20 protein-coding genes are annotated in these 26,015 nt (G+C 57.2%); 12 read left to right on the forward strand and 8 right to left on the reverse strand.

What is annotated here, in order from left to right:
* The first annotated feature begins 16 nt into the window (after nucleotides 1-16).
* Complete coding sequence (locus EXW71_RS27735) at nucleotides 17-6,976, forward strand: beta-ketoacyl synthase N-terminal-like domain-containing protein (protein WP_256657144.1); 6,960 nt, start codon at nucleotides 17-19, stop codon at nucleotides 6,974-6,976.
* 114 nt (nucleotides 6,977-7,090) lie between these two features.
* Here EXW71_RS27735 and EXW71_RS29195 read toward each other — a convergent pair whose 3' ends face one another.
* Nucleotides 7,091-7,222 (reverse strand): hypothetical protein, encoded by a 132-nt coding sequence (locus tag EXW71_RS29195; RefSeq protein WP_256657145.1) that lies wholly within the window; start codon nucleotides 7,220-7,222, stop codon nucleotides 7,091-7,093.
* Nucleotides 7,223-7,374: 152 nt separating this feature from the next.
* Here EXW71_RS29195 and EXW71_RS27740 point away from each other — a divergent pair, with 152 nt between their 5' ends.
* Complete coding sequence (locus EXW71_RS27740) at nucleotides 7,375-7,782, forward strand: DUF3224 domain-containing protein (RefSeq protein ID WP_134660731.1); 408 nt, start codon at nucleotides 7,375-7,377, stop codon at nucleotides 7,780-7,782.
* A 778-nt stretch (nucleotides 7,783-8,560) separates the two neighbouring features.
* On the opposite strand, the gene EXW71_RS27750 is transcribed toward EXW71_RS27740, so the two are convergent.
* Nucleotides 8,561-9,664: an endo-1,4-beta-xylanase gene (locus EXW71_RS27750; RefSeq protein ID WP_134660732.1), complete on the reverse strand. Its 1,104-nt coding sequence runs from the start codon at nucleotides 9,662-9,664 to the stop codon at nucleotides 8,561-8,563.
* Nucleotides 9,665-10,382: 718 nt separating this feature from the next.
* On the opposite strand from EXW71_RS27750, the gene EXW71_RS27760 reads away from it, so the two are divergent.
* A complete protein-coding gene (locus EXW71_RS27760) occupies nucleotides 10,383-11,114 on the forward strand; it encodes an IclR family transcriptional regulator (RefSeq protein WP_134660734.1) in 732 nt (243 codons plus the stop codon).
* Here the strand turns inward: EXW71_RS27760 and EXW71_RS27765 are convergent.
* The 3 genes from EXW71_RS27765 to EXW71_RS27775 all read right to left on the reverse strand — a co-directional run bounded on the left by EXW71_RS27765 (nucleotide 11,097) and on the right by EXW71_RS27775 (nucleotide 14,505).
* Nucleotides 11,097-12,014 (reverse strand): amidohydrolase family protein, encoded by a 918-nt coding sequence (locus EXW71_RS27765; RefSeq protein ID WP_134660735.1) that lies wholly within the window; start codon nucleotides 12,012-12,014, stop codon nucleotides 11,097-11,099. The genes EXW71_RS27760 and EXW71_RS27765 overlap by 18 nt on opposite strands.
* Before the next feature lie 86 nt (nucleotides 12,015-12,100).
* Nucleotides 12,101-13,429: an MFS transporter gene (locus tag EXW71_RS27770; RefSeq protein WP_134660736.1), complete on the reverse strand. Its 1,329-nt coding sequence runs from the start codon at nucleotides 13,427-13,429 to the stop codon at nucleotides 12,101-12,103.
* Nucleotides 13,430-13,512: 83 nt separating this feature from the next.
* Nucleotides 13,513-14,505, reverse strand: a complete 993-nt coding sequence (locus tag EXW71_RS27775) for a hydroxyacid dehydrogenase (RefSeq protein ID WP_134660737.1) — start codon at nucleotides 14,503-14,505, stop codon at nucleotides 13,513-13,515.
* 244 nt (nucleotides 14,506-14,749) lie between these two features.
* Here EXW71_RS27775 and EXW71_RS27780 point away from each other — a divergent pair, with 244 nt between their 5' ends.
* The 8 genes from EXW71_RS27780 (at nucleotide 14,750) to EXW71_RS27820 (ending at nucleotide 20,892) form a co-directional block, all read left to right on the forward strand.
* The gene (locus EXW71_RS27780) at nucleotides 14,750-15,424 is read left to right on the forward strand and encodes an RraA family protein (protein WP_134660738.1); all 675 of its coding nucleotides are present in this window, start codon (nucleotides 14,750-14,752) and stop codon (nucleotides 15,422-15,424) included.
* Between the two features lie 101 nt (nucleotides 15,425-15,525).
* Complete coding sequence (locus EXW71_RS27785; RefSeq protein WP_134660755.1) at nucleotides 15,526-16,722, forward strand: MFS transporter; 1,197 nt, start codon at nucleotides 15,526-15,528, stop codon at nucleotides 16,720-16,722.
* Nucleotides 16,723-17,093: 371 nt separating this feature from the next.
* The gene (locus tag EXW71_RS27790) at nucleotides 17,094-18,140 is read left to right on the forward strand and encodes a helix-turn-helix domain-containing protein (RefSeq protein WP_134660739.1); all 1,047 of its coding nucleotides are present in this window, start codon (nucleotides 17,094-17,096) and stop codon (nucleotides 18,138-18,140) included.
* 200 nt (nucleotides 18,141-18,340) lie between these two features.
* On the forward strand, nucleotides 18,341-18,664 hold the full coding sequence (locus EXW71_RS27795) for a hypothetical protein (protein ID WP_123715892.1): 324 nt from the start codon (nucleotides 18,341-18,343) through the stop codon (nucleotides 18,662-18,664).
* A gap of 57 nt (nucleotides 18,665-18,721) precedes the next feature.
* Nucleotides 18,722-19,135: a hypothetical protein gene (locus tag EXW71_RS27800; protein WP_134660740.1), complete on the forward strand. Its 414-nt coding sequence runs from the start codon at nucleotides 18,722-18,724 to the stop codon at nucleotides 19,133-19,135.
* A gap of 190 nt (nucleotides 19,136-19,325) precedes the next feature.
* Nucleotides 19,326-19,700 (forward strand): hypothetical protein, encoded by a 375-nt coding sequence (locus EXW71_RS27805; RefSeq protein WP_134660741.1) that lies wholly within the window; start codon nucleotides 19,326-19,328, stop codon nucleotides 19,698-19,700.
* Nucleotides 19,701-19,969: 269 nt separating this feature from the next.
* A complete protein-coding gene (locus tag EXW71_RS27810) occupies nucleotides 19,970-20,215 on the forward strand; it encodes a hypothetical protein (protein WP_123715891.1) in 246 nt (81 codons plus the stop codon).
* Between the two features lie 158 nt (nucleotides 20,216-20,373).
* Complete coding sequence (locus EXW71_RS27820; RefSeq protein WP_134660742.1) at nucleotides 20,374-20,892, forward strand: GNAT family N-acetyltransferase; 519 nt, start codon at nucleotides 20,374-20,376, stop codon at nucleotides 20,890-20,892.
* 144 nt (nucleotides 20,893-21,036) lie between these two features.
* Here EXW71_RS27820 and EXW71_RS27825 read toward each other — a convergent pair whose 3' ends face one another.
* The 3 genes from EXW71_RS27825 to EXW71_RS27835 all read right to left on the reverse strand — a co-directional run bounded on the left by EXW71_RS27825 (nucleotide 21,037) and on the right by EXW71_RS27835 (nucleotide 23,542).
* Complete coding sequence (locus EXW71_RS27825) at nucleotides 21,037-21,243, reverse strand: hypothetical protein (RefSeq protein ID WP_134660743.1); 207 nt, start codon at nucleotides 21,241-21,243, stop codon at nucleotides 21,037-21,039.
* A complete protein-coding gene (gene adeC / locus EXW71_RS27830; protein WP_134660744.1) occupies nucleotides 21,240-22,679 on the reverse strand; it encodes an AdeC/AdeK/OprM family multidrug efflux complex outer membrane factor in 1,440 nt (479 codons plus the stop codon). The genes EXW71_RS27825 and adeC overlap by 4 nt, the downstream gene beginning before the upstream one ends.
* Before the next feature lie 62 nt (nucleotides 22,680-22,741).
* Entirely contained in the window at nucleotides 22,742-23,542 is an 801-nt protein-coding gene (locus EXW71_RS27835; RefSeq protein ID WP_123715887.1) for a helix-turn-helix transcriptional regulator, read from the reverse strand.
* Nucleotides 23,543-23,863: 321 nt separating this feature from the next.
* On the opposite strand from EXW71_RS27835, the gene EXW71_RS27840 reads away from it, so the two are divergent.
* Nucleotides 23,864-25,561, forward strand: a complete 1,698-nt coding sequence (locus tag EXW71_RS27840) for a cyclic peptide export ABC transporter (protein ID WP_123715886.1) — start codon at nucleotides 23,864-23,866, stop codon at nucleotides 25,559-25,561.
* Nucleotides 25,562-26,015 lie beyond the last annotated feature (454 nt).

The raw sequence follows: 26,015 nt of genomic DNA on the forward strand, positions 1-26,015 counted from the left end.
GAATGGATGCCTTGTCATGGAAAAGACGATGAACGCCACATTGACCGATCAGTTGTTTTTCATTGCCAGTGTGCTGAGCCTGGAAAGTCGTCAGCTGATCTCCGGTCGCGGGATCAACCAGTCGTTCGGGTTTGAGCGGTTTGCCGCCGCGGCTTCGATCAATCCTGGTCCGTTACGGGTGGCCTTCGACGGACTCAAGGCGTTTGGCTGGCTGAATCCGTCGAATGGCGACGAGTATTTCTTCACGGGTCGGGCCTCGGCAATCGACACATTGCCCACGCAGATGGCCGAACTGTTTTCGTGGTTGGCGCCGCAGCGATTGCCGGACGCGCAGGATATACCGCACCTGTGGCGCTGGCTCGAGCTGTCGGCGCTGGACTGGAATCTGCACTGTCCGGCGTTTATCCGTGGCCTGAACGAGTTGTTGTCGCTGGTGCTGTTGCGCCGATTGCAACTGAACGGGGCAATCAATACTGACACTGGCCAGGTGGATACGCGGTGCATCGACGACGGCCAGACCGGCCATGAGCAAACTCGGCTGCTGAGCGATTTTCTGCGCACTCAGCAGTGGATTCGCCGCGAAGAACGGCACCTGGTGTTCAATCCCGAGCGGCGCGCGCTCCTCTCGGAACGTCTGAGCGAGCCTTTTCTGGCGTACTACGCCAGTTTGCCCACGACCCTAGATGGCCTGTTGTTCGGCAAGGGCGAGCAGTGGGCAGACGTATTGCAATGGCTGAAGGGTGCAGGTGAACAACACGTCTGGTCAGGTGACCGACCCGCGCTTGAACAGCTGCTGGACAAGGTCTTCGATGCGCAGCCGTTGTCCACGCAACCGGACTGGATCGTCGAGTTGGGCAGCCATCCCGGCGTTTCATTGAGCGAGCTGGGGCAATGGGTGCGACACCATACGGCCCGGGGCCAGGTACTGGACAGCAAGCCCCTGCAATTGCTGGTGCTTGACGCAGCAGTGAGCGATCCGGCGGCGCTGCGCCAGCGGATTCGGGACGCGGGTGTTGGTGCCGATCAGCGAGTGTTGTGGCTGGGCATCGGCCAGCAGAATCTGCAACCGCCGGGGACGGCGCCGCAGCAATCAGCCTTACAAGCGCCGCAGCGTTATTACTTGCGGCCCGACGGCCTGGCGGCGGAAGGCGCCAGCGTGCTTGGCAGTCTGCAGACCTCGGCAAAAGCGCTGGCAGCGCTGATCGGCGAGCAACCGATAGTGCTCAGCGAAAGTCACTGGCGCCCCGACGGTCCCAAGGTGGATCACTTTGCCTGTCATTACCCGGTTGAAGCAGCGCACTACCTGATGGCGCTGGCCGGTGCCGGGCTGTTTGCCGATCCGGGGATGCTGCACAGGCTGCCGCTAGACGGCATCGACTGCGCGGCCACCAGCGGTTGTTACCGGGCGCGTGAATACCGCGTCCGGCATGTGACGCTGGCGGACATGCCCGCGCTGTTGACGCTGGAACAGGCCTGCTGGCCCGAAGGTGGCCGGGTGGATCAACACATTCTGCGCCGCCGTTTGGGCCAGGACCCTGCCGGCCAACTGGCGCTGGAGTTCAAGGGCGAAGTGGTCGGTGTCATCTATTCCCAGCGGATCACCCGGATCGAAGCGCTGTTCGGGGTCAATTTCGCCACGGTCGATCAGCTGTTTCACGGCAATGGCAGCACCGTACAAATCCAGAGCCTGAACATCCTGCCGGCGCATCAGTACAGCGGTTACGGCGATCAGTTGCTGGAGTTCATGCTGCAATATTGCACGCTGCTCAACGGTGTCGACACGGTGGTCGGCGTGACTCGTTGCAAGGACTATCCGAAGTACCGCGACATCGCCCAGGCGGACTACATTCATAGCCGTGACGAGCGGGGCGTGCTGCTGGACCCAGTGTTGCGTTTCCACGAATTGCACGGCGCGCGAATCGAGCGGCTGGTGCCCGGTTATCGTCCCGCCGATGCCGACAATGCAGGGTACGGCGTTCTGGTGCGTTATGACCTGGCCCGCCGTCAGCGCCAGGAAATTCAGCTGACCACGGCAATGGTTGAGCAGCCGGCGATCTCCATCGACGACGCGGTGCGCCAGGGCGTCAATCGCTGCCTGGGACAAGCGCAAGACAGCCGAGTGTCATCACGTCATAGCCTGATGGAGCTGGGACTGGACTCGGCTGATCTGCTCGCTCTCAGCGAACAGCTGGGAATGACGTTCGGTCTGGCGCTGGAACCGAGCTTTTTCTTTCGCTACAACAGCATCGAGAAAATCGTCGCGGCGTTGCAAGAGCGCCTCGGAAGGCAAATGCCGCCGCCGAAAGAAATTCAGGCGGCAAGACCGCCATCGACTCCAGTCAAAGAAGAGGATGATTTCGCCGTCATCGGCATCAGTGGCTGTTTTCCCGGTGGCGAACTGGAGGGATTTTGGACTGCTGTTCGCCACGGTGCCAGTCTGATACGCGAAGTGCCAAAGGAGCGCGCAACGGCTGGACCTGCGGGCGGCTACATTGACGGGATCGAGTATTTCGATCATCAGTTTTTTGGCATTTCGGCAGCGGAAGCGGCGCTGATGGACCCGCAGCAGCGGCTGCTGTTGCAGCATGCCTGGTGGGCACTCGACGATGCCGCGATTCCTGCCGCAGCGTTTGCCTGCCGCCAAACCGGCGTGTTTGTCGCCGCCGCGCCGAGTGAGTACCGCGACATTGTCGAGGTCCCCCGCGACAGCCCGTTTCTGCTGACGTCTTCTTCGCCCTGCATGTACGCCAATCGGATTTCCTGGTTCCTCGACCTGCGCGGGCCCAGCGAGTATTGCAACACCGCCTGCTCGTCGGTGCTGGTTGCGCTGCATCGAGCCATGCAGGCGATCAGGGCCGGCGAGTGTCAACAGGCGCTGATCGGCGCGGTCAATCTGTTGCTGTCGCCTGCTGAAACGGCCGGCTACCGGCAGATGGGGTTTCTCAGCGAACAGATGCACACCCGTTCTTTCCAGCCTGGCGCTGATGGTTATGTGCGCTCCGAAGGGGTGGGCGTGCTGTTGCTCAAGTCTTTGGCCGATGCCCTGCGCGACGGTGACCGGATTCATTTGAAGATCAAGGGCAGCGGTGTCGGGCATGGCGGTCGAGGGATTTCACTGACCGCCCCCGATCACGAGAGCATGCAGGCGGCGATGGTGGCCGCTTACCGCAGCGCCGGGGTTGCGCCGCACACTGTCAGTTACCTGGAAGCCCATGGCACGGGTTCGGCGATGGGCGATGCCATCGAAATCGGCGCGATTCAGGCCGCGCGCACGCAATTGAATGGCGATGACAAACCCGGCGCTGCGTGGAGCCTCAGCACCTTGAAGCCGCTGATCGGGCATTGTGAGTTGGCGTCCGGCATGGCGGCGTTGTTCAAGGTGATTGATGCGGTAAAACAGCAGCAACTGCCGGGCATACCTGGGTATCAACAACTCAGCCCGGCGATCACGCTCGATCCGCAGCAACTGTCGCTCGCGTCCGGGAACCGGCCATGGCCGGCGGTGCAGGATGCCGACGGCAACGAGCTGCCACGTCGGGCGAGCATCAACAGTTATGGTTTTGGCGGCGTCAATGCCCATCTGGTGGTGGAGGAATTTGTTGATCATCTGCGTGTAACTGCAGCTGATATCGGGCCGCAACTGATCCTGTTGTCGGCACACGATGCTGACAGGCTGACGGAGCAGGCTGCACGACTGAGCCGTGCCATTTGCCAACGCCCGGACCTGTGTCTGGCCGACATCGCCTATACGCTGCAAGTGGGCCGAACGGCGATGGCTTGCCGCTGGGCGCGTGTGGCGGACAGCATTGCGTCCCTGCAACTGCAACTGGACGAGCTTGCCCGAGGCATGCGCGATGACATCGTGCTGGCCGATGAGCAGTCGGATGCAGATGCCGACGCAATCACTCAGGCACTGGCGGAGCGAGACTTGCCCGCGCTGGCCGATTATTGGCGCCGGGGCGTGGAACCGGACTGGCGCAAAATGCCGCGTCTCGATGAACCACAGCGAATTGGATTGCCGGGCTACGCCTTTGCGCAATCGCGGCACTGGCTGGCACCGCGGCGGGCTGAACCCCTGAGCCACCCAAGTGAGGGCGAAACGCCGTGCCAAAAAAATGTGCGCCAGATCCTCGCCGAACTGCTGGGGTGTGAGCCGCAGGCACTGACGGGGTGCGAAACGCGCAGCCTGGCCAGCCTCGGCCTCAGCTCTCTGGGCGCCGTGGGCCTCAAGGCCAGGCTGGAACAGCAACTGCAACGGTCGGTATCGCTGTCACAGCTGAGCCCGTACTTGAGTCTCGGTGAAGTCGAAGCCAATCTGGCGGTGCAGGAACGGCAGCGCGACGATCAACTGGTGCCGGCGTTGCAGGTGGCGCCCGACGCCCGCCATCTGCCTTTTGCCCTCAATGATATCCAGCAATCGTTTTTGTCAGGTCGTACGCTGTTGGCCGAGGCTGAGCGGGTCGGCTGCCATATCTATCTGGAATTCGACTGGCCGGAGCTGGACGTCTACCGGCTGAATCAGGCGTGGAATCGGCTGATGATTCGCCACGATGCGCTACGGCTCAGGTTGCTGGCGGACGGTCGCCAGCAGGTCGGCGAACCGATGCCTTATCGTTTCAAGACCCGCGACTTGCGCCGCAGCGAACCCGCCGAACGCGAGCATTCGCTGGTAGCCCTTCGCGCATCGATGTCGCACAAGGTTTATCTGAGCGGCCAGGAAACGCTGTTTGAAATAGTCGTTTCGCTGCTGGATCACCAAGTCAACCGGGTTCACCTGAGCATTGACGAGTTGATTGTCGATGCCACTTCTTTGGAGGTGCTGTTGCAGCAATGGCTGATGATTTATCAGCAGTCTGCCACCGAGTTGCCGGATCAGGGCGTGTCGTTGCGTGATTATCAGCTGTCGCTGGAGGCTTTCAAACAGTCGCCACGCTACCAGCGTGATTTGCAGTACTGGGTCGACAAGCTGGCGCAGGCACCAACTGGCTTGTCCTTGCCCAAGGCATCGCGACCTGCTGGCCGCGAGCGTCGTCGATTGACCTCAACCCTTGAGCAGAGCTGCTGGCAGCGATTGAAAGCGCGGGGCGATGCTTTGCAGGTTTCAGGCACTGCACTGCTGTTGAGTCTGTTCGGGTTGATCCTGCAACAGGCCAATGCCGGCAAGGCCTTTTCGTTGATCTCGACCAGTTATGGCCGACTCCCGGTGCACCCGGACATTGATCGGCTGGTCGGGCCGCTGATCTCCACGCAGTTCTTTGTCTTTGCCGGCGCGGCGGAACAAACCCTGGCCGAACTGGCGCAACAGGTGCAGCGCCAGTTGCTGGCGGACCTTGATCACGCCAGCGTCAGTGGCATCTCTGCACTTCGCGAAGTCCGTCAGCGTGGCGACAAATCGAGGCTGTTCAACGGTGGCGAGGTGGTCTTCACCTCGATGCTCAACAACCCGGTAATCGACGGCGCGCCGAGCTTTGGCGACGCCCAACACTACTGCGTCACTCAGACGCCACAGATCAACCTCGATCACCAATTGCGCGAGCGTGGCGGGGCGTTGAGTTTCAGCTGGGACGTCGCCATCGACTGCTATCCCGTCGGCATGATCGATCAGCTGTTTGGCGACTATTGCCAGTTGCTGGTCACGTTGGCGAACGGTGATAACGACTGGTCGGCGCTCAAAACATCAACGCTGGTTCATGCGGCGCCTTTTGAGCTGGCGCCCGATGCGCCGCCAAAGACACCTTTTGCATTGACTGATCAGCAGCAGGCCTACGCTTTCAACCGTTCTTTGCACCGGGGGCAGGGTAGTTCACATCTCTATATGGCCGTTGCTATCGAAGCGCTGGATATTGCTCGACTGGAAAAAGCCTGGCAGCAGTTAGTGGCGCACCATCCGATGCTGCGGACGCGGATTCTGCCCAGTGGCACCCAGCAGATGATGGAAGCACCGCTATTGATGAAACTCGAAACAGTCGAGAAGAATATCAGTGGATCGCGGATCGTCGAAGAGATGCTTGGCCGGGTGACGGCGCTGGGAGAGTGGCCTTACGCTGAACTGCGGGTCAGTACACTGGATGAACAACGCAGCCTGGTGCATCTGGCGGTGGACCTGCTGCTCGTCGACCTTCCCAGTCGAGATCTGTTGATCCATCAACTACTGAATCTCTACCACGGTCTACCGCAGACGCCGTTGGTCATCAATTTTGGTAGTTATATGGAGGCTCTCGGACAGTACAACCGCACACCTGCGGCACAAAACGCAGCTCTTTACTGGCAGGAAAAATTCCGACTGCTGCCCCAAGGGCCGCAGGTGAATGACGAAATGGATATCAATGGCCTGTACCTGGAATATGAGCACTACCTTGATTGTTGGCCAGCGCTGCGTGATCGTATCGCACGAACGGGAATCTCTGCCGACGCGGTACTGATTTCTGCCTATGCCTGGAGCATTACGAAACATTGCGCCCAGCCGGCCTTTACTCTGGTGGCCCCTGGTTGGAAGAGGCCTGCAGTACACCCGCAGATCGACGCGCTGGTCGGCGACTTCACTACGTTGAGCTGGATCGATTTCAACAATGAACCTATGACTTTTATAGAGCAGGCCCGGCGTTGCGAACGGATCTTCACCGAGGATCAACAGCACAGCATGACCAATGGCCTGCAAGCACTTCGTAAGGTGGCGACGGATAAACAACGACCACGCAAACTTGATTTCCCTGTGGTGTTTACCCGACTCAACCCACAAGGTCCACTGGACCTGCCCGAGGGAGTAACACTCGTTAAAAGTGCGAGTCGCACTCACGGTGTGGCGCTGGACAATCTGAGTATCGAGCAGGCAGAAGGTTTGTTGATCCACTGGGATCTCGCGGCTAACCGCCTGACTTCGACGCTGGTTGACGCAATGTTTGCCGACTACTGTCGCTTGCTAGAGGGTTTGGCTGCCGACGAAGGAACATGGGATCAGGAGAATAAAACATACTAAGTGCTTGTACGGATCTTTCTTATAGAGGTATTTCTGGAAGGGAGTAGCTGAAATAGGGTTCCCGGCACTACCTGGTAAATCAGGCAAACCGGGCGTCCATTCAGGGCGACCGGTTTAAGTCTCGATCTTCACGTACTCGATGGCTTCCTGATAACGGGTGGTGCGGCCATCGAAACCGGTCTCATCCAGCAGGTGCCCGACCGGGTGGTAGTAGAAGTCCGTACGTCGCTCGTTTTCGTTTTCCAAGGCCCGATCAATTCAACGGCGGACTGGCGCCAGCTCGGGCCGAAGAAAAATTTAACGTCGTGTCTGGGATTAGTTGATCACTACATTTGGCTCTGTGCGTACTGTACGGAGTAGAGTGAGAACCTCACTCATTTGGATAGAGGCGGATGTGAATGGAAGCGTTAGCCACTTTTTCTACTAAGAATTTCAAACCAACAGGCCTGAGCCCAACCCCCGAGATTACTACCTTCTTGCCAGTGTCTATCAGCACCATGGAGAAATGCTACTCGGGTGCTATCGACGGTGTTTCCTCAACAGTTTTTACTGCGGCGTTCGACCAGACGACCAGGACGGGCAGTTACATCGCAATTGAGAGCTTCAAAGGTGCGGTGAATGGAAAAGAAGGCGCCTTCAATTTCATCCACTCTGCCTCCACAACCGGCACTGATCGGGCAGATGAATTTTTCTGCATAGTCGGAGGCAGTGGTACAGGTGATTTGAGAGGGATATCGGGATCAGGAGGGATCAAAATCGACACCGATGGCACGCACCATATTTGGTTGAATTACCAACTCGAATAGGTCAGAAATAGTTTTGAGGTAATGCCGCTGAGGACACCATTGCCCTGGATCGAGGTGGCATTTAAAAAACAGAGGCCTCGATCTGGAGCGGCCCTCCACAACAGCGGCTTTATGGTTGCTTCTCCGAGTAGCTGTAGAGAGCACTCGGTAGCACGGCTTGGATTGGAGTTATTTTTTCTGTTCTTGATCTACCCTTCGAGCAAGTCCAGAATTGAGTCCTTTCCTGCTTCGGCAAGAAAATAAACCCCTTAGATTTCAATGGGTCGGACGCCAGATGCGAGTCTCGTTTCCCGCTCCAAATATAGCGCTACAGAGTTCCATTGAATTCTGTAAGTGATTGAAATAAGGACCTTCGGGTCCTTTTTTCGTTTCGGCGTAATCATTTAATCCAGCATTATCCGATGCGTTGAAGTCCAGGATTAAGTCCAGAATCCTGACGGGTACTGAATCGGTTTGTTGCTGGAGCAATGTGCGTAGCGAGATGAGCATCTGTCGCCCGGTAGCTACCCCCAAATTGGGTTTAAAAAAGGCCGTGCCAGTCGTGACGAGGCACGTGCTTTGGTTGCCCGGGGCATCAAACCCCTATGATCATCGCAAACAACAGCGGCTTGCTGTTCGTTTTGCGACGGAGCATACCTTCGAGGCCGTGTTCAATCAGTGGGTGGAGTTCCGCAGGCTGAGTCTGAAGGACGGGCGTCAAAGCATTTTGAGCGCACCCCACACAAACATAAGGCGATAAATGCGCCTTCGATTGAACACTCGCGTTTCGCGCGCATAGCTAGCTTGCTCGCCTTGCCAGGCAGTGCTCGACGACCCAACTGGTTGGTTTGATCACTCCCTGCGGGCCGAACGCCAGCGGTCGCTGGGCCGATGGTCCCATTGAAGGCGTAGCACCGGTGCGGTGCACGGTATCCCATACACCCCAGGTCAAGACGGCTGATACCGTGCCTGTTCCGAGCACGAGGTCCAGGTATCGCTTGTACGTGCCGGCCACGATGGCGTCGCGTTGGTTCACGTCTCCCGTCAGGTGACTGTCGTCCACGTCGAGTTCAGTGATATAGACGTCAAGTCCCAAGTCATGCACCTGTCGCAGAAACCCGACCAGCCCTGAGCCGAAGCTGTGCGGGTCTGCGGCGCGCAGATGAGACTGGATGCCCAGCGCATGCACCGGTACGCCGCGCTGCTTCAGGGTCCGCAGGAGGGCAAGCACGGCGGCGCGCTTGCGTGTGCCGGCAGGTGAGTCGCTTTCCAGGCCGTATTCGTTGTAGCAGAGGGCGGCGTCTGGGTCGGCACGGTGCGCGGCCTCGTAGGCCAGGTCGATATATCCGGGACCGAGCATCCGGTACCAGAAGGTGTCTCGCAGCCCGCCTGCCTGCCCGTCGTCGAGCTGGATGGCCTCGTTGACGACATCCCAGGAGACTATCTTGCCGCGGTAGCGGCCGACCACCGCGGCAATATGTTGCGTCAGTACCTGTTTCGCGTTGGCGGGTGTCACCGTGTGTGTGACCCAGTCGGGCAGGGCGCGGTGCCAGCACAGTGTGTGGCCACGCATGTGCTGATGATTCGCCTGCGCAAACGCTAAGATACGGTCCACCGGTGTGAAGGTATAGCGGTCCGGGGCAGGGTGGACCTGGGCCCATTTCAACGCGTTTTCCGGCACCACGATGCCCGCTTGCCGGGCCACGACGTCCCGATACGATGGGTTGGTATCGAGCAGGGCGGGATCTACCGCGAAGCCGAACGAGAGCCCGTGTTCCGCGGCGACCGTGCGCAACGGCCTGAAATTATCGTCGGCAAGCGTGGGGCGAACACGCAAAAGCGGCGCGAGGACCATGGCCTGCAACGTCGTGGTGAGGAAGCGTCGGCGATTAAAGGGCTTCATGCGTGGACCCTCGGAGCGTGGAGATGCTTCGCAAGCTTATAGCTCATCTCATTTGCGAACTACTGTCGCGCCTGTCGGCTGTTTGTAACGCCAACACGCGGGCAATGCCGTGTACATCTGCGCCCGCGCTTGGGGGCAGCGCCAGGACTATGTCGGCCTTGGCAAACTCGCTAGCCAAAATACCGCCGATTTCCGAGGGTATCGATTGTTCGACCCAGCCATGGCTGGTCAAGCTGGCGCGTAGCTGATCCAAGGGCAGACCGCGCACCAGTGCACTATCCGTCTCGTGGTTGGGGTGGTCGAGCCAGATGCGAACTGGGCCCAGCAGGTCCAGCCGTAGCTCAGGTCGGGGCTGTGCAAGAATTGACTCCGCTGCCTTACGTCTACAGTGATGGCCTTCAGAATCCATCGGAAGCCAAGGCTATCCGGACATTTTCAGTCCATAAAAATGGCGGGCTTCGAGATCGGATTGTTACAAAAGCCCGACGAGTCATTTTCTGAATATCCAGCCCTGACGAGGCTGGACGCATGGCATCTTTCAGTTGCTGCGATCCTGCAGACCAAGCCCACCGGCAAAGGCTACACCCTCGGCGATATTGACGGCTTGTCCCTGGCAGTGACGGCGAGGGCGGGGATGGCTAGGAGACTATCGTTGTAAGATAATGAGTTTTCCTGCCCTGACGGTTTTTAAACGGGCCCAGCAATAGAGGTATATTCGATGGTAAAGGCGCGGCCGCGTCCAGCGGTAAACGGTGTGGCTTCGGCTGACCGAGTCTTGACCGTTCTGTCTGCATTCCGAATCGGTGATTCTGCGTTGAGTCTGGTTGAGCTGGTGGCGCGAACAGGGCTTATCAAGAGCACGATCATGCGTTTGATGGTTTCGCTTGAAAACCAAGGGTACATCACGCGGATGACCGATGGACGTTATCAGTTGGCCAGCGAGGTCATGAGACTTAATGCTGTGTATCAGGAGTCGCTTGATCTTGAGCGTCATGTGATGCCGCGACTGCAGTACCTCTCCGAACAAACGGGTGAGACCGTTTCCTTCTATGTTCGCCACGGCGCTTATCGGATGTGTCAGTACCGGGTGAATTCTTCACATCGCCTGCGACTGAATATGCAGCCTGGCGATATGCGTCCCATGGATGAGGCTGCTGGAGCCCAGGCACTGCGAGCCCCTTTTCATGTTGGCATTGCGCTGGAAAAACCGTACTACTCTCGCGGCGCGACGGATCCACATGCGTCTTCTATTGCGCTGCCGATCTATGGCGGGCAGCAAGAGTTGATGGGCGCACTCGTCATTTCAGGGCCGGCCAGCCGACTGACAGAGGAGTGCGCCGACAACTTGAAGGATGTTTTTTTCGAGGCTGCGCGCGACCTGATGCGTAGCTTGGGGCTCAAGCCGGCGGAAAGCCAAAACGCCGGGGTGGAGTTAGAAACCGTAAAGTGAGATGGGGTTGTCGCGAAGAACCAGTTCGCGTGTACCTGTGTCCGGGGCCCAGAGGGCCAATAGATCCAGAATAGTAGCGTCGTCAGGTTTCTGGTCTATTGCAAGTGTCGGGTGGGGCCAGTCGCTCCCCCACAGCATGCGCTCAGCGTTATGCCTGATCATGGCACTGGCTACCTTGCCGACATCGTCATATGTCGGAGCCCCCGTCTTTGAGCGCAAGTAGGGGGCGGACAGCTTGACCCAGGTTTTTTCATTATCCAGCAGCCGGATAATCGAAGCGAAGGCGGCAGCGTTCAGTCCTTCCGGTTGCGGCACGTGCCCCATGTGATCGATGACCACCCTTGCCGACAGCTTTGCCAGTCGTGGCTCCAGCTCCACCAGAAGCGGGCCGGGTGCGATCTGGACGTTCCAGCCCAGTTCATTCACGCGTGAAGCAAGTGGTTCGAGGTCGTCGAGTGCTGCACCGCCGACACTCAGATTAAAGCGTATGCCGCGCACGCCGGCGCTGTGCAGGCTCGCCAGCGCTGTGTCGGTGATTGACCCATCAACAACCGCAATTCCTCGGGCATCGCCGCGGCTGCGAAGCAATCCATCGAGCAAAATACGGTTGTCGGTGCCGTACGTGGAGGGCGTTACGATAACCATCCTTGTCATGCCCAGGCGTTTTTGCAGTTGGCGATAATCTTCCAGCGAAGCATCGGGCGGGAACAAGGTTGCATTGGTTGCAGCGGGGTAGCGGCCATCATACAAGTGCATATGGCAATCTACGCTGCCGGCCGGTGGCGTAAGCTTTGGTTTTTCGTCCCCTTGGCTGAAAGGTACGTTGGCAAGCGCACCCATGGACGCAGCAGCGCCCAATGCGGTGCCTGCCTGCAGGAAGCGGCGACGGGATAGGAGCATCGCAGAACCTCTTGTTTTTGTTTTACATAGTAATGCCGACGCTCCGTTACGGGAGCGTAGGTGTCGTGGTTTTAGTCAGCAAATGCCTACTTGGCGATTATGGATGCGCCCAGTTCGGCTTGTTCCCGCTGGCGCTTGCGACCGACCACCAGGACCATGATTCCGGCCAATGTGCAGAGGGCTGCAAGTGGCATGAGTGCCAGCGCATAACTACCGGTTGCATCGTGGATCGCGCCGTAAGCGTTCACCATCAGACCACCACCGATCAGGTTTGCCATCGCGCCTACAGCTGCCAGCCCGGCGGCGGCAGTGGAGGAGGATAGCCAGCCAGAAACCAATGCCCAGAATGGCCCTTTCATTGAGTATGCGCCGACCAGAACCATGGTCAGCATAATGACGGTGGCGGCCAATGAAGAGGTGAACAGTGTCATGAGCAGTCCGGCCGCGATCAGCAATAAGGTCATTGCCGTGTGCCAGCGACGTTCGCCTGTGCGATCTGAACTGCGCCCCCACACGATCATGAGCGCCGAGGCGATGCCGTAGGGAATGGCATTCACCAGGCCAATCTCGAGGGAACTCAATCCGAAGGTCTTGAGCAGTTGAGGCGCCCATACACTCATGGTGCTGCCGGCGGCGGACGCGCCCGAGTAGATCAGTGCGAGCACCCAGATGTCCTTATGGCGCAGCAGTTTCCACAGCGAGATATGGCCGATTGCAGTCTTTCTCGAGGCTTCGTCGGCCAGGCGCTGAGTCAACCAGTTGCGCTGTTCATCGCTGAGCCATTTGGCCTGCTCGGGGCGATCCGTAAGTACGAACAGGCAGGCAAGTCCAAGCAGTACAGCGGGTATGCCCTCGAGAATAAATAGCCAGTGCCATCCACGCATCCCCAGCCATCCATCCAGGCTGAGTAAAAGACCGGACAAGGGCGAGCCAATAAAGTTGGCTGCGGGAATAGCCACCATGAAGATCGCGACCATGCGTGCGCGATAAGCAGAAGGCAGCCAGTAGGTCAGGTAGAGGAGTACACCCGGGAAGAAGCCTGCCTCGGCGGCGCCGAGCAGGAAGCGCATCACATAAAGTGAATTGGCGCCCTGCACGAATGCTGTGCCGGCGGAGATGAGGCCCCACGTGATCATGATCCTGGCGATCCAGATACGCGCGCCATATTTTTGCATGGCCAGGTTGCTGGGTACTTCGAGGAGGAAGTAAGACACGAAGAACAGGCTGCTTGCGAAACCAAAAACTTTCGCTGTCAGCCCCAGGTCTCCGTTCATCTGCAGCGAAGCCATGCCGATGTTGCCGCGGTCAATGATCGCAATCAAATAGCAGATGATCAGAAATGGAAGGATGCGCCAGGCCACCCGGTGCATCGTACTGCGCTCTAGATCGCTTGTGGGGGAACTTGCTGAGGTCATGAGGCTCTCCGATTGTTATTTTTTCTGGAGTGTCGCGTTTCACGTTGGGGCTCCCGTTTTCAGGGAAGACAGCGGAGTGGGGATCACTCGAGCACTGAACAGACATCGAATAGATGTCGGTTGACAACACAGCGTGGATCCAGAGGTGCGCCCGCCCACACATCGAAAATCTGTTGAAGTGCAACGAGGCCTACGCGGTCACGTGCCTCGGAGGTATTTGCGCCGACATGGGGAGTGGCGACGAGTGTCGGCAGGCCCCAGAGTGGGCTGTCGGAAGGTGGAGGCTCTGGATTGAAGGTGTCCAGGCCGGCGCCCGCTATTTTTCGTTCGCTCAATGCTTCAACCAATGCCTGGGTATCAATCAGCTCGCCCCGGGCGGTATTGATGAGGAGGCTTCCTGGGCGCATGCGCTCCAACTGCGCGGCACCGATCAGGTTGTGGTTGGAGTCGGTCAGCGGGCAATGCAGGCTGATGATATCGCTCTCGGCCAGAAGTCGATCGAAATCGTGTTCGCGCTCCACATGATCACGTTGCGGTAACTGCTTCAGATAGGGGTCGTAGACCTTTACCTTCATGTTCAAAGGGGCGACCAGGTCCATCAGGATGCTGCCGATAGAGCCCAAGCCAACCAGGCCGAGCGTCTTGCCGAACAATTCAATCCCGTTCGCCGAGGACTTGTCCCAGTGGCCGTCGCGCATGCGCGCGTCCAGCAATGCGGTCTGGCGCGCAACGCTGAACATCAGCGCAAAGGCGTGTTCGGCTACGGACTGCGCATTGGCGCCGGCAGCAATGCTTACTGGAATGCCGCGTTCCGCCGCGGCCTGGATATCAATGGTGTTGTAGCCCACGCCGTGCTTGGCAATAGATTTGAGTTTGGAGGACGCCTCAATCATGGCGCGGGTCAATTGGCCCTGGCGGACAATGATTGCGTCTGGTTGCTCTGCACGGATTATCGCTTCCAGCTCTTCAGCAGGAATATAGGGAGTGGTGGGGATTACCCTAACGCCTTGGCTCGCGGCCATATTCATGGCATCCGCAGCGAGTTCGGGCCCGGTGAGCAGGATGGTTCGGGTCATGACAGGTACCTTGTTTTTATGGTTGCGGCTGGCGATCGAAGACAGGGCATCGCGACGAGTAGACAGTATCACAATGAAATGCCGTTGCAATATTTGATATAAAAATGCCTTTGATTGCCGATATCCGGTAAGAATGTGTTGTTGATTTTTAATAAATGAAATGGGATTCTGAAAATGTGAAATGACTGATCAGCCGATGAGCAGCGAATAAATTCAATAAGTAACGTCGATAGAGGTAGGGCACATGAGCATTGGGTTCAGGGTTCTGGAGCGTGCGCGCAAGGTTGATGTCGAGTGGGTTGCACGTTACCGGGAGGTTCCAGTGGCTAATGTCAGCGACTCAATGAATCGCATGACTGCGGGTGGCGCCAAGCTGCGCCCCATGCATCGTGCAGGTGTATTGGCTGGCCCGGCGCTCACGGTCAAGGCCCGTCCCGGTGACAACCTCATGCTGCATTACGCATTGGATATTGCAGAACCAGGTGATGTGGTGGTCGTTGATGCAGGGGGTGATCTGTCCAACGCCTTGATTGGCGAAATGATGGTTGCCTACGCCATCAAGCGCGGTGTCGCGGGTATCGTTATCAATGGTGCAATTCGAGATTCGGCAGTCATCGGTGCGGATGATTTCCCACTGTTCGCGGCAGGCATTTCACATCGTGGCCCTTATAAGGATGGGCCGGGTGAGATCAATGTGCCAATTGCCATCGATGGTATGGTGATCGAGCCCGGCGACCTGATTATTGGCGATGATGACGGTCTTCTGTGTGTGCCATTCGATCAAGTTGGCGAAGTCTATGACCGTGCAGCTGCCAAGCATGCCGCCGAGAGCAAGCAGATGGAGCAAATTGCTCAAGGCACCAACGACCGCACCTGGGTACTGGAGTCGCTGAAGAAAAAAGGTTGCCTGCTGCCGTGATGTGCCATTGAAGCGGGCGGGGCGGGCATTACTGGTACTTGTCAATCAGGAGCAATGACTTGCTTGACCCCACAACGCAACGCAGTAAGTGGCCCGCATCTGTGAGGGCGCTGGCGCATCGCAATTTTCAAATCTATTTTGCAGGACAAGCCGTTTCCACCCTGGGGAAATGGGTTCAACAAGTCGCGTTGTCGTGGTTGACCTACCACCTGACAGGGTCGGCAGTACTGCTCGGCACCATTACCTTCCTGACCTTGGTGCCACAGCTTCTGATTGGGCCTCTGGCAGGTGCCTGGACCGATAGGCACGACAAGCGTCGTCTGCTGATTATCGTGCAGACCATCCTTGCTCTGCAGTCCCTGGTACTGGCGATTCTTGCGTACGGGCTATGGATGAACGGCCTGACCCTTGCGCTCATGGCATTGCTGCTCGGAGTGCTCAATGCTGTGGAGACTCCGCTTCGTCAGGCGTTAATCGGAAGCTTTGTTCCTGACCCTGCCGACCTGCCAAACGCACTCGTACTCAACGCAATGTTAATCAATGCGGCTCGCTTTGTTGGGCCACCCTTGGCTGGAGCCCTGATAGCTTTCGCAGGGGAGGCGGGCTGTTTTTTACTGACCGCCCTAGCGTTTCTGTGTCTGTTGATAGGGCTTATGAAAGTGCGCACGACGCCAAGCCCAAGAGCCAGTGGCTCAACAGGTGAAGTGTTTCGTGAAGGGTTGCGTTATCTCTGGAGGACCCTTGAAGTCCGCCGGTTGATGGTCAGTGTCGTGATCATCAACCTGCTCGCGTCGTGCTACACCGCGTTGCTCCCCATTTTAGCCAAGTCAGTTTATGAGGGGGATGCTCGCACGCTTGGGTGGTTGTGGGGCGCTGCAGGTGCCGGCGCGTTCCTGGCGACCATCGTGTTAGCTGTAAGCGGTTCAGCGTCGAGACTGCAGCATTTCATATTGGCTGGAGCTGCGTTATGCGCAATGGGTTTGTTTGGGCTGTCCATGCCTGCCCATGTGCTCTTGGCATTACTGTGTTTAGCAATGCTCGGGTTTGGAATCACCATCAGTAACGTGAGCAGTAATATGCAATTGCAGAGTGGCGCGCCTGGTGCGCTTCGAGGACGAGTTGTAGCTTTTTACATCGCCTTGCGTTTCGGTTTCGAGGCTATTGGGGGGCTGTTTGCGGGGGTGATTGCGGCCCAACTCGGTGCGCCTTTGACGCTTGGGATAGCGGGTGGACTGTTGCTGGTGATCGTTGTTGTACGTGAAATCTCCAATCGTTATGAAGTGAGTCCTAGGAGATAGTCTGGAATAACCGAGCATTTTCCGGCCTGAGAGCCGTCAGTACGTGTCGAAAACACAACCGTGCGGCCAACTCACCTTCCTGACCTTGACGCAAAAACGGTGAGTGAAATCGAACAGTTGTTGCCGCATAGGTGGAGTCAGGATCATCAACATATTCTGACTTTGGACGCTGCACAAAGGGCCCGCACTTGCTTCAAATGGCACCGGTCATGCATCGAACATGAAAATTTCTCGAAAGGTAGGGTTCCAGACTTCATTCCTCTAGACTGGGGGCCGACAGAAGTAGCTTTCGCTCTTACAGATAGGTAGCCAGGATCCTGATTAGTGCAGATCTGCACGCTCTGAGAACGTGGAGTATATGTGGAGTATATGTGGAGAACGCCTCTTATAGCTTCAGCACCCAACCCTACCCACCCAGACAGCGTTTTGAAGTCTGGCGTGAAGAGGTTAATGCAATCTTTGACGTGAAGATTGGCGACCCTGAATCAACAGCGTTCAATTACCGGCTGACCACCTGTTACCTGGGCTCGCTGTTGATGGGGTGCGGCGTATGGGAAGGCACCGAAAAACCCGTGCATTATGATGTCAAACGGTCAGCTCAGAGGGTCCGCCGCGACGGGCTCGACCATTACTATATCTGCCTGGGCCTGTCTCATTCGATCAACGGCTCGGCCGGTCAGGCACCGTTGGTGGCAAGTGATTCGCAGATTTATGTGTTGGACCTTGCTCGGCAACTGGATTGCATTATCACGGCAGGCGATACGATTATCCTGACGGTTCCTCGGGACTTGCTGGCAGCTCAAATAGGTAACAAGGACATTCATGGGCTGGTATTGAGGGGCGGTTTGAGCGACCTGCTTGCCGATCACATGCGCGCGCTACGAGCGCGGTCAGCCAGTTTTAAAAGTGATGAAATACCCTATATACAACAAGCGACTCTGGCCATGGTCGCGGCCGCGATAACACCCTCCATTCCAAACCTCAAAAGCGCTGAAACCGAAATTGATCGCACACTGTTAAACCGCGCCCGAAAACTGATCGAACGGCATCTTCAGAACCCCGATCTGACGCCAACATTCATATGCCGGCACATAGGGATTTCAAGGGCTGGACTCTATCGTTTATTCGAGCAAGAGTCGGGTGTTGCGGCTTACATACAACGACGCCGGTTAGACAAGATAAGGGCCATTCTCCAGGGCGATAGTAGCGTTCAGCATCGAACCTCGGGGCTGGCCTTTCAATTCGGGTTCAAAAGCGAGTCACATTTCAGTCGCACGTTCAAGAAGGCTTTCGGTTATTCGCCAAAAGAGGCGCGTGACTACCTCATTGCATCTCACCCCTTAGACTCCGCAGGCCAGGCCTCTGTGCACACCGGTTTTTCACTTCGGACCATGCTTGATCAAATGACGCCAGGTTGAGACGGACAGGCAAGGAATTGGTACACAGGGGCAAGGAATTTTTCTCGTTTTTTTTTGTTACGTTTTATAGTTAACGCTCTTTCGGTTCGCCGGATTGATGAGCGGTGTTAACTATTACTCCATCACCATTCAGGCGAGCTGGGTTGTGGTTTTAAAATCAATAAACTACTCGGTTTTCAGTCAACAAAGGGATGCGTGATATGTCGCTGATTAAGTTGTATGTAATGGCAGCCACACTTGTGCTTTTGAGTGGCTGCAATGCGCTCGCCAGTAAGACGAATATGTTGAGTGACGATGACGTAAAATCTCAAAGCGCTGGTGCGTTGGGTTATGCTCCCACAGACTTGACTGTTATCAACCGGCGAACGCAAGGCACCAATACCTATGTACTGCTGAAAACCAATGATAATAAGCAGTTCAACTGCATTATCAACGGAGGCAATATCTTGACGTTCGGTATGTCCAACCCGCCGTCCTGCGCGCCAAAAGGTCAGCCGATAAAGAGCGCACCGTTTGGAGGATAAGACTGCGTGCTCAACAACATTCATGCTTATCAATTCTTACGGCCGGGAAGGTTCAGTATGGCTGAACACAAATTTAAGTATTTGATATTATTAATTTTTTCAGTGCTGGTATCCGGATGTGAAGTGCTGGCAAATGCTGTGCCCACCATTCCGGACGTTATAAATAAGAATAAGTTTGAAGGGGCTGATATACAGTTGGCCTATGCTCAATATGGGAAGCCCGGCCAAGTGGTGAAGAATGCTGGCGGCGGGTCTGTTGCGAGATGGTTTTATGAAAGCCAATATTCCTTGTCGGACACGGCAAATACCGTCAGCGCAGGCCCTGGCGGTGGCGTGATGCTGACACCTACAACCAGCACAAAATACTATGATAAAAAATGTACTTTAGAAATTACATTTAATGCGCAAAATATAGTCACTGACTATAAGACCATTAAAAACTCTCCCGGAAGCTGTAATAAGTGGTTCTAATTTAGGGTGGTGTGGTCCCGAGAAGCACGCCAAAGCAAGATAGTTCGATCCATCGCGCCATCCCGCGTCAGCTAACAGCTGGTACAACCTGCACGGAGCACGTTGTTTTGAATTACATGAATAACTAGACGAGCCCCCTCTGTCGTAGGGCTGCTTTTCGCTGGGCGAAGATTGGGAATGGAGAAATCACATGAGCACCACAAGGAAATTCATATTGGTTTTGTCTGCGTTGAGCCTGTTGGGTGGATGCGCCGTAAACCATTCTGACACGCTTGCTCGCAAACCCATGAGTACACTTGAGCAGGATCAGCAATTGGTCGCTATGGGGATTCTGCCGCCGTCTGTTTTGGAGATCGATGCGGAATTGGAAAAGGTTCCGCCTAACAGCCCCAGGGCCCTGCAACTGCTCAAACAAAAGCTTGCGGTGACTCAGCAGCAGCAGAACAGACTTCAAGCAGAAGACGCCCAGCGCCCACCCGTTAGCGTACCTTCGCAACCGCAAGAGCAAGAGCAGCGTATGTGTTCTGTGAATAATGGGTCCGCAATATATTTAGTACCTTGCTAAAAGCAGTTCTGTACAAAATTTCGGCTTGCGCGAGGAGCAGACGTTTATCTTGTAGCCGTCCTTTCACATCCCTTTCACAGTCGGGCGCCTATTGTCATTCCAGCTCCTGATGAACATCCCTTTAAGCCCGCTCTCCCCATCGCGGGCTTTTCTTTGTCTGCAATTTGAGCGCATAAAACCAGGCCAATGCTGAGCGGCTCGTATCTGCACCGGCACTTTCTGAGCCGAAGCATGTCAATCGTGCATCACTGCCACGTTGGTACGTCATCATGCACAGTTGGAAAAAAATATCGCTGACTGAGGGTCTGGAACGGAGTCTGCCCGGGCACCAGGTTGATTGCGTTCTGATCAATGGCTGGACGGCTACCGTTTTTGTCCGGCAGCCCGAACATGAATCACTGTTTTGCACGACGGGGATCGACCTGGCCAAGCTTGCAGACAGCTCGAGCGTTCAGCAGCTTGCTGACGAGATAACGTTTGAGGTTGATATGGCCAAGGACAGGAGTGCTGGCTAGCTGTATGCGTATCTGAAGAGTGTCCTCACGCGATTGCCGACGCAACGGGCAAGTGAAATCGATCGGTTACTGTTGCATAAGGGGGCAACTGTCTAACTACACAAGGCATGTCGTCATACACTCACTGCACTGGCTCGACTTCTTCACCAAAGGCGCCCATGTCCGCAACTATTCGCTTCGCTGTACCGCAAGATGCAGAACTCCTGCCGGCCATTGAAACCTCTGCTGCGCAGGCATTCCGCGCGATTGATAACTTGAGTTGGGTGGCGGATTCGCCCCCCATGGCCGTTGAGCGACACCGTCAACTCATCGCTCTATCAACCTGCTGGGTTGCCCTTGATACCGAAAATCAGCCGCAAGGATTTCTCAGCGCGGAGCGCCACGGTGACGATCTTCACATCCTTGAATTGTCGGTGAGGCAATCGATGCAAGGACAAGGTCTGGGGTTGAGTCTGGTTGAGGCTGCCAAGGATTATGCACGTTCAAAACGACTGCGTTTCGTAACGCTTACCACGTTCAAAAACGTTCCTTGGAATGCCCCGTTTTACTCGCGGATAGGATTCAAGGCTGACACCCGCGCGGATCTGGATCAAAGGTTGGCGGCGATTCTAAACGAGGAGTACACACACGGATTCGCTCCGGGGGATCGATGCGCAATGATATGGCCGGTGACTTGAATAAATAACTTTCAGGCATCCACGTCGATAGCAACGCGTTGAACGAAATCGGCTACCCCGGAAACCGGAGTGCGCGCCGTTCCCTTCCGCAGGGCTGGGCCTTGCCCAGCCTGAATCGAAGGGCCGGCCAGGCCAACGATGGTCTCATTCTCTCGTCACCTTCAACGGCGCGTCCGCCAACCTCAGGTTGGCGGCGATGTAAAACCCCAGGACCGTGCGTTTCTTCTCTTCATATTCACAGGGCACCAGCGCGGTATTGGGCAAGTGCGCGCTGTCCTGTGCCGGTTTGACCAGCATTCTCTTTCCCCCCGAGCGCAGGCGCACATATTGCCCGGGCTCGAAGGTGCTCATGGGCGCGTCTCGGCAACCGCCAGGCGTGTAGGTTCCCCCCATGCGCCGCCCAAGGCGGTGTAGAGGTTGACCTCGGCAATCAATTGCGCCAACCGATCAGTGATCAGCGTCTGTTGCGAGGAGAACAACGAGCGTTGTGCATCGAGGAAGACCAGGTTGCTGTCCACCCCGATGTGATAGCGACGTTGGGCGAGGTCGTAATAGAGCTGATTCGCCTGCACCAGGTCGCGTTGTGCATTCAGCTGGTCGTCATAGGTCTGGCGTGCCGCCAGGCCATCGGACACTTCCTGGAAGGCCGTCTGGATGGCTTTTTCATACCGAGCGACGCCGATGTCTTTCTGCAGCTTGGAGTAGTCGAGGCTCGCGCGCAGGCTGCCGGCGTTGAAGATCGGCAGGTTGATCTGGGGCTGGAACGTCCAGCTGCCCGAGCCGCCTTTGAACAGGCTGGACAGTTGGGAGCTGGACGCGCCGGCATTCGCCGTCAGGCTGACGCTGGGGAAGAATGCGGCACGGGCAGCGCCGATATTGGCGTTGGCGGCTTTGAGCTGGTACTCGGCCTGCAGGATGTCGGGTCGGCGCTGCAGCAGGTCGGACGGCAGGCCGGAAGGCATCTGGGCGATCAAGTCGCTGGCCAACGGCCGAGCCGGCAAGGATTCCGGCAGTGCGCCGCCGATCAACAGCGTCAGGCTGTTGCGGTCCTGTGCCACTTGGCGCTCGTAGCGGGCGAGGTTGGCGCGGGCGTTCTCGACACTGGTGCGTGCCTGTGCCGCGTCCAGTGAAGACGCGGCCCCCACCGCCAGGCTGCGCGTGGTCAGGCGCAGGCTTTCCTCGTAGGAGGCCAGGGTCTGGCGCGTCAGCACCAGTAACTCCTGGTCGGCGCGCCAGGTCAGGTAGGCATTGGCGACGCTGGCCACTAGGCTCAGTTCTGCGCTGCGGCGCGCTTGCTCGGTGGCCAGGTAAGCCTGCATCGCCTGCTCGCTGAGGCTGCGCACGCGACCAAAGAAATCCAGTTCATACGCACTGATCCCCAGCGTCGCCGAATAGGTGGAGGTGATCGTCGGCTTGCCGGTCTGGGTCATGTTCGCCGGGACACGCTGGCGAGTGCCGCCGACGCCCGCGGAGACCGCCGGGAACAGGTCGGCACGCTGGATCTGGTACTGCGCGCGGTAGGCCTCGACATTCAGGGCGGCCACACGCAGGTCGCGGTTCTGGGTCAGGGCGGTCTGAATCAGTTGCTGCAAGGCCGGGTCGTGAAACAGGGTGCGCCACCCCTGGCCGGCCGCGTCTTCGCTGACCGTTCCAGCGGCAGCGGCATACGCCGGGCCTTGTGGGTACTGTGTCGCCACCGGTGCCGCGGGTTGCTGGTAATCGGGGATGAGCGAGCATCCGCCCAGCGCCACTGCAACCGTCACCAGAGAGAAAGCAAACTTGTTCATGGGCCAGCCTCATTTGAAAAGGGGCACGGGTTACCGCGTAGTAACCCGTTGCTTGAATTGCGCTAGGCGCCGACCATCCACTTGGTCAATCCATGTCGGCCGCTGACCCCAAGCTTTGCGGTGGCACGCTTGAGGTAGGTTTCAATAGAGCTATTTTTCAGCTGCAGCGTTTCTGCTATTTCCGGCACTGTTCTGCCGTTGAGTAAGCCCAGGCAAACTTCCTGTTCGCGGGTCGATAAGGTGATGTCGCACAGCGCCAGGCGCTTTTCAAATTCGCGATGAATGTGCGTCGGCTCCTGATTGGTGACCAGGGTCGCCATCCAACTGCCCATTTTTCGCAACGTACTCTGACGACTGAACTGGGCATAACTTTCAATCAGCGGTAGCAAGGCTTCGGAGAGATTCTTGAGCAGCGACAGCTCGCTCAAAGAAAAATCCTTCTGCGTGTGCGACCGATACAAGGTCACGACGCAGCGCCGGCTGCCGTCGCGCGACACCAGCGTGCACTGGTGCGCCGCACGGCGCGCGCCTTTGGTTCGCGCGTTCACACGGATCAGCAGCGAGCCCTCCATCTCCAGCACTTCCTTGAGCAACTGAGGGTTGTGGGCGGGACGGCTCGCGTTGAGCGCCGGGATGTCGGCAGGGGCGCCGGCATTGCCCAACGGTTTGATGTCGGTCAGGTGGGTGTTTGACTTATCCAGCGTCCATTCGCAGAGCGTCAACGCCGTGACCGGCAGGAGCTTGTCGATCAGCTTGAGCATGTTGAGTGCGAAGTGATCCTGGTCAGTACTGGAGATCAACTCGCCGAGTATGAAATAGAAGTGGGGGCTGTCCGCATTTCGAATACGGCTGGTCAGATCCATAGTCCAATCATCCTTGATGGCGATGTTTTTATAAGTAGCGGGTGAGCGAGCCGTGCTGCCATCGTTCACTCCTGAAGGTTTCAACTCGGGTCCGTATTAGGCCCATTGATTGCGCAACGGTCTGTAATAGAAAGCGGGGACATTCAGGTCGCATCCGCTTCTCCCTCGCGGATTTGCCTCCCTCGACGTTTTGTACAGGCTTTCGGGGACAGCCGAATCCGGGGCAATCCGTACACTTGCGGCTCCGGCACCCCCTGGCCAGTCGCAGCAATTTGCCTGACCGGCCATGCCCGGTCTTGAGTGTATTTGAGGAGTTAATCCATGAATAAAGAGCATGAGAAGCCGCCCAAGCCGGGCTCGGTCTTGCGCCTGCTTTGGCAAAATCATCCCTGGCTGGCCTTCTTTTCAGTGGTCACCGGCATCGTCAGCGGCGTGGCCGCAATCGCCGTGGTCAACGTGATCAACCAGGCGATTTACGAGCAGGGATCGCGGTTGCACTTGCTGTATTGGTTCATCGGCTTGAGTGTGGTGGCGCTGGCGTTTCGCAACGGCGCGACCTTGTTTCCCGCGTACGCCAACATGAAATTGATGACGCGCTTGCGCATTGCGTTGTGCCAGAAAATCCTTTCTTCGCCCCTCGAAGAAGTGGATCGGCGCGGGCCGCCCAATGTGCTGACGCTGCTGACCACCGATATTCCGCAGCTCAATGCGACGCTGCTGGTGATGCCCGTGATACTGGTGGAGTGCACGGTGTTCTTGTGCGGCCTGGCTTATCTGGCTTACCTGTCCTGGACGGTATTTGCCTTGACCCTGGCGCTGCTGGCCGTGGGGGCGATTCTGTACGTCTTCCTGTTCCTGGGCGGCGTGAAGTTCACCGGCCGCGTGCGTGATGAATTCACCGCCTTCAACGAGCACACGCACGGGCTGGTCTTCGGCCTCAAGGAATTGAAGCTCAATGGTATTCGCCGACGCTGGTTCGGCCGCTCCGCCATCAAGGAGTCGTCCACACGGGTGGCGCGGTTCAATTTCATCGAGCATATGTGGTACCTCGGTGCGGAAAACATGGGGCTGGTTACCCAGTCACTGCTGATCGGCAGCCTGGTGTTCGCCTTGCCGTTGCTGATGGTGACTGACAGTCAAGTGATGACCGCCAGCGTGTTGACGGTGATGTATATCCTGGGGCCGTTGGGGTTGCTGATCGGTGCGATGCCGGTCATGGCGCAGGGGCGGATTGCGGTCGCCCGTCTCGCCGAATTTGGTTTCCTGATCAACGAACACCACGCCGAACAGGACGAGCCGGATAACGCCAATGTGCTGCGCCTGGAGCACAAGAAGCACTGGCGCCAGATCACGCTCAAAGGCGTGGTGATGAACTATCGCGGTGCCGATGCCGAGAACGGCTTTGCCCTGGGGCCGGTCGACCTGACCATCAACAGCGGTGAGTTGATCTACATCATCGGCGGCAACGGTTGCGGCAAAAGTACCCTGGTCAAGGCGTTGTGCGGGTTGTACGTGCCCCAGGCCGGGCAGATATTGCTCGACGGCGTCGCCGTCAACGATGAGACCCGCAGTGACTACCGAGACCTGTTTTCCGCAGTGTTCAGCGACTTCCATCTGTTCAATCGCCTGATTGGTCCTGAAGGCGAGGAAGTCAATCCGGCCCAGGCGCAGAAGTACCTTGCCGCGCTGGGTCTGGCCGACAAAATCAAGATCGAAGGGCTCGGGTATTCCACCACCAAAGAGCTGTCCTACGGCCAGCAAAAACGCCTGGCCCTGGTCTGTGCCTATATGGAAGATCGTCCGGTGTATGTCCTCGATGAGTGGGCGGCGGATCAGGACCCTCCGTTCAAGCGCTTCTTCTATGAAGAGCTGCTACCGGAGCTCAAGCGTCGCGGAAAGACCGTGCTGATCATTACTCATGATGATCAATACTTCCAGTTGGCTGACCGTATCGTCAAGTTGGTCGATGGCCATATCGTCTCCGATGTAACCCTTGTCGCCGAGGACCGTCGCGCCTGATCCAGGCGCTGCCGACGCCTTTCCCCAAGCACGACACCGAGAGTTTTTAAAACTAACGGTGTCGTGCTTTTTTGTTTTTAAAAACTCTTAAATATCAAAAAGATAAAAGAGTAATTTCGAAATTTCTGCGTGTCCCTTGGTTGTCCGGGATTCGGGTGACATACAGCCCAAAACGCCGGTGCTTAAATTTGCCAATGCGCTTATCAGGTGACGCTGTGGGCGGCTTTTCTATCCGGCGTACGAGGCCGCATCGGCACTTTGAGTTGTCCATTGGCCTGACTGTTTTAACGATTTTTGCCTCAACCTCCCTCGCTGCTGCGCTGTGACCCAGGTGGCACTGACAAAACTCTGAGAAGGCTTTTATGAAACGTTTTTCTGCAGTGGCCATGGGCGACCTTGTCGCGAAAAAAGTCCTTTCAAGCAGCCTTGCCGTGGCTGGGTTTACCGCGCAGGT

The organism is Pseudomonas sp. BCA17, from assembly GCF_004519405.1.
Taxonomy (GTDB): domain Bacteria; phylum Pseudomonadota; class Gammaproteobacteria; order Pseudomonadales; family Pseudomonadaceae; genus Aquipseudomonas.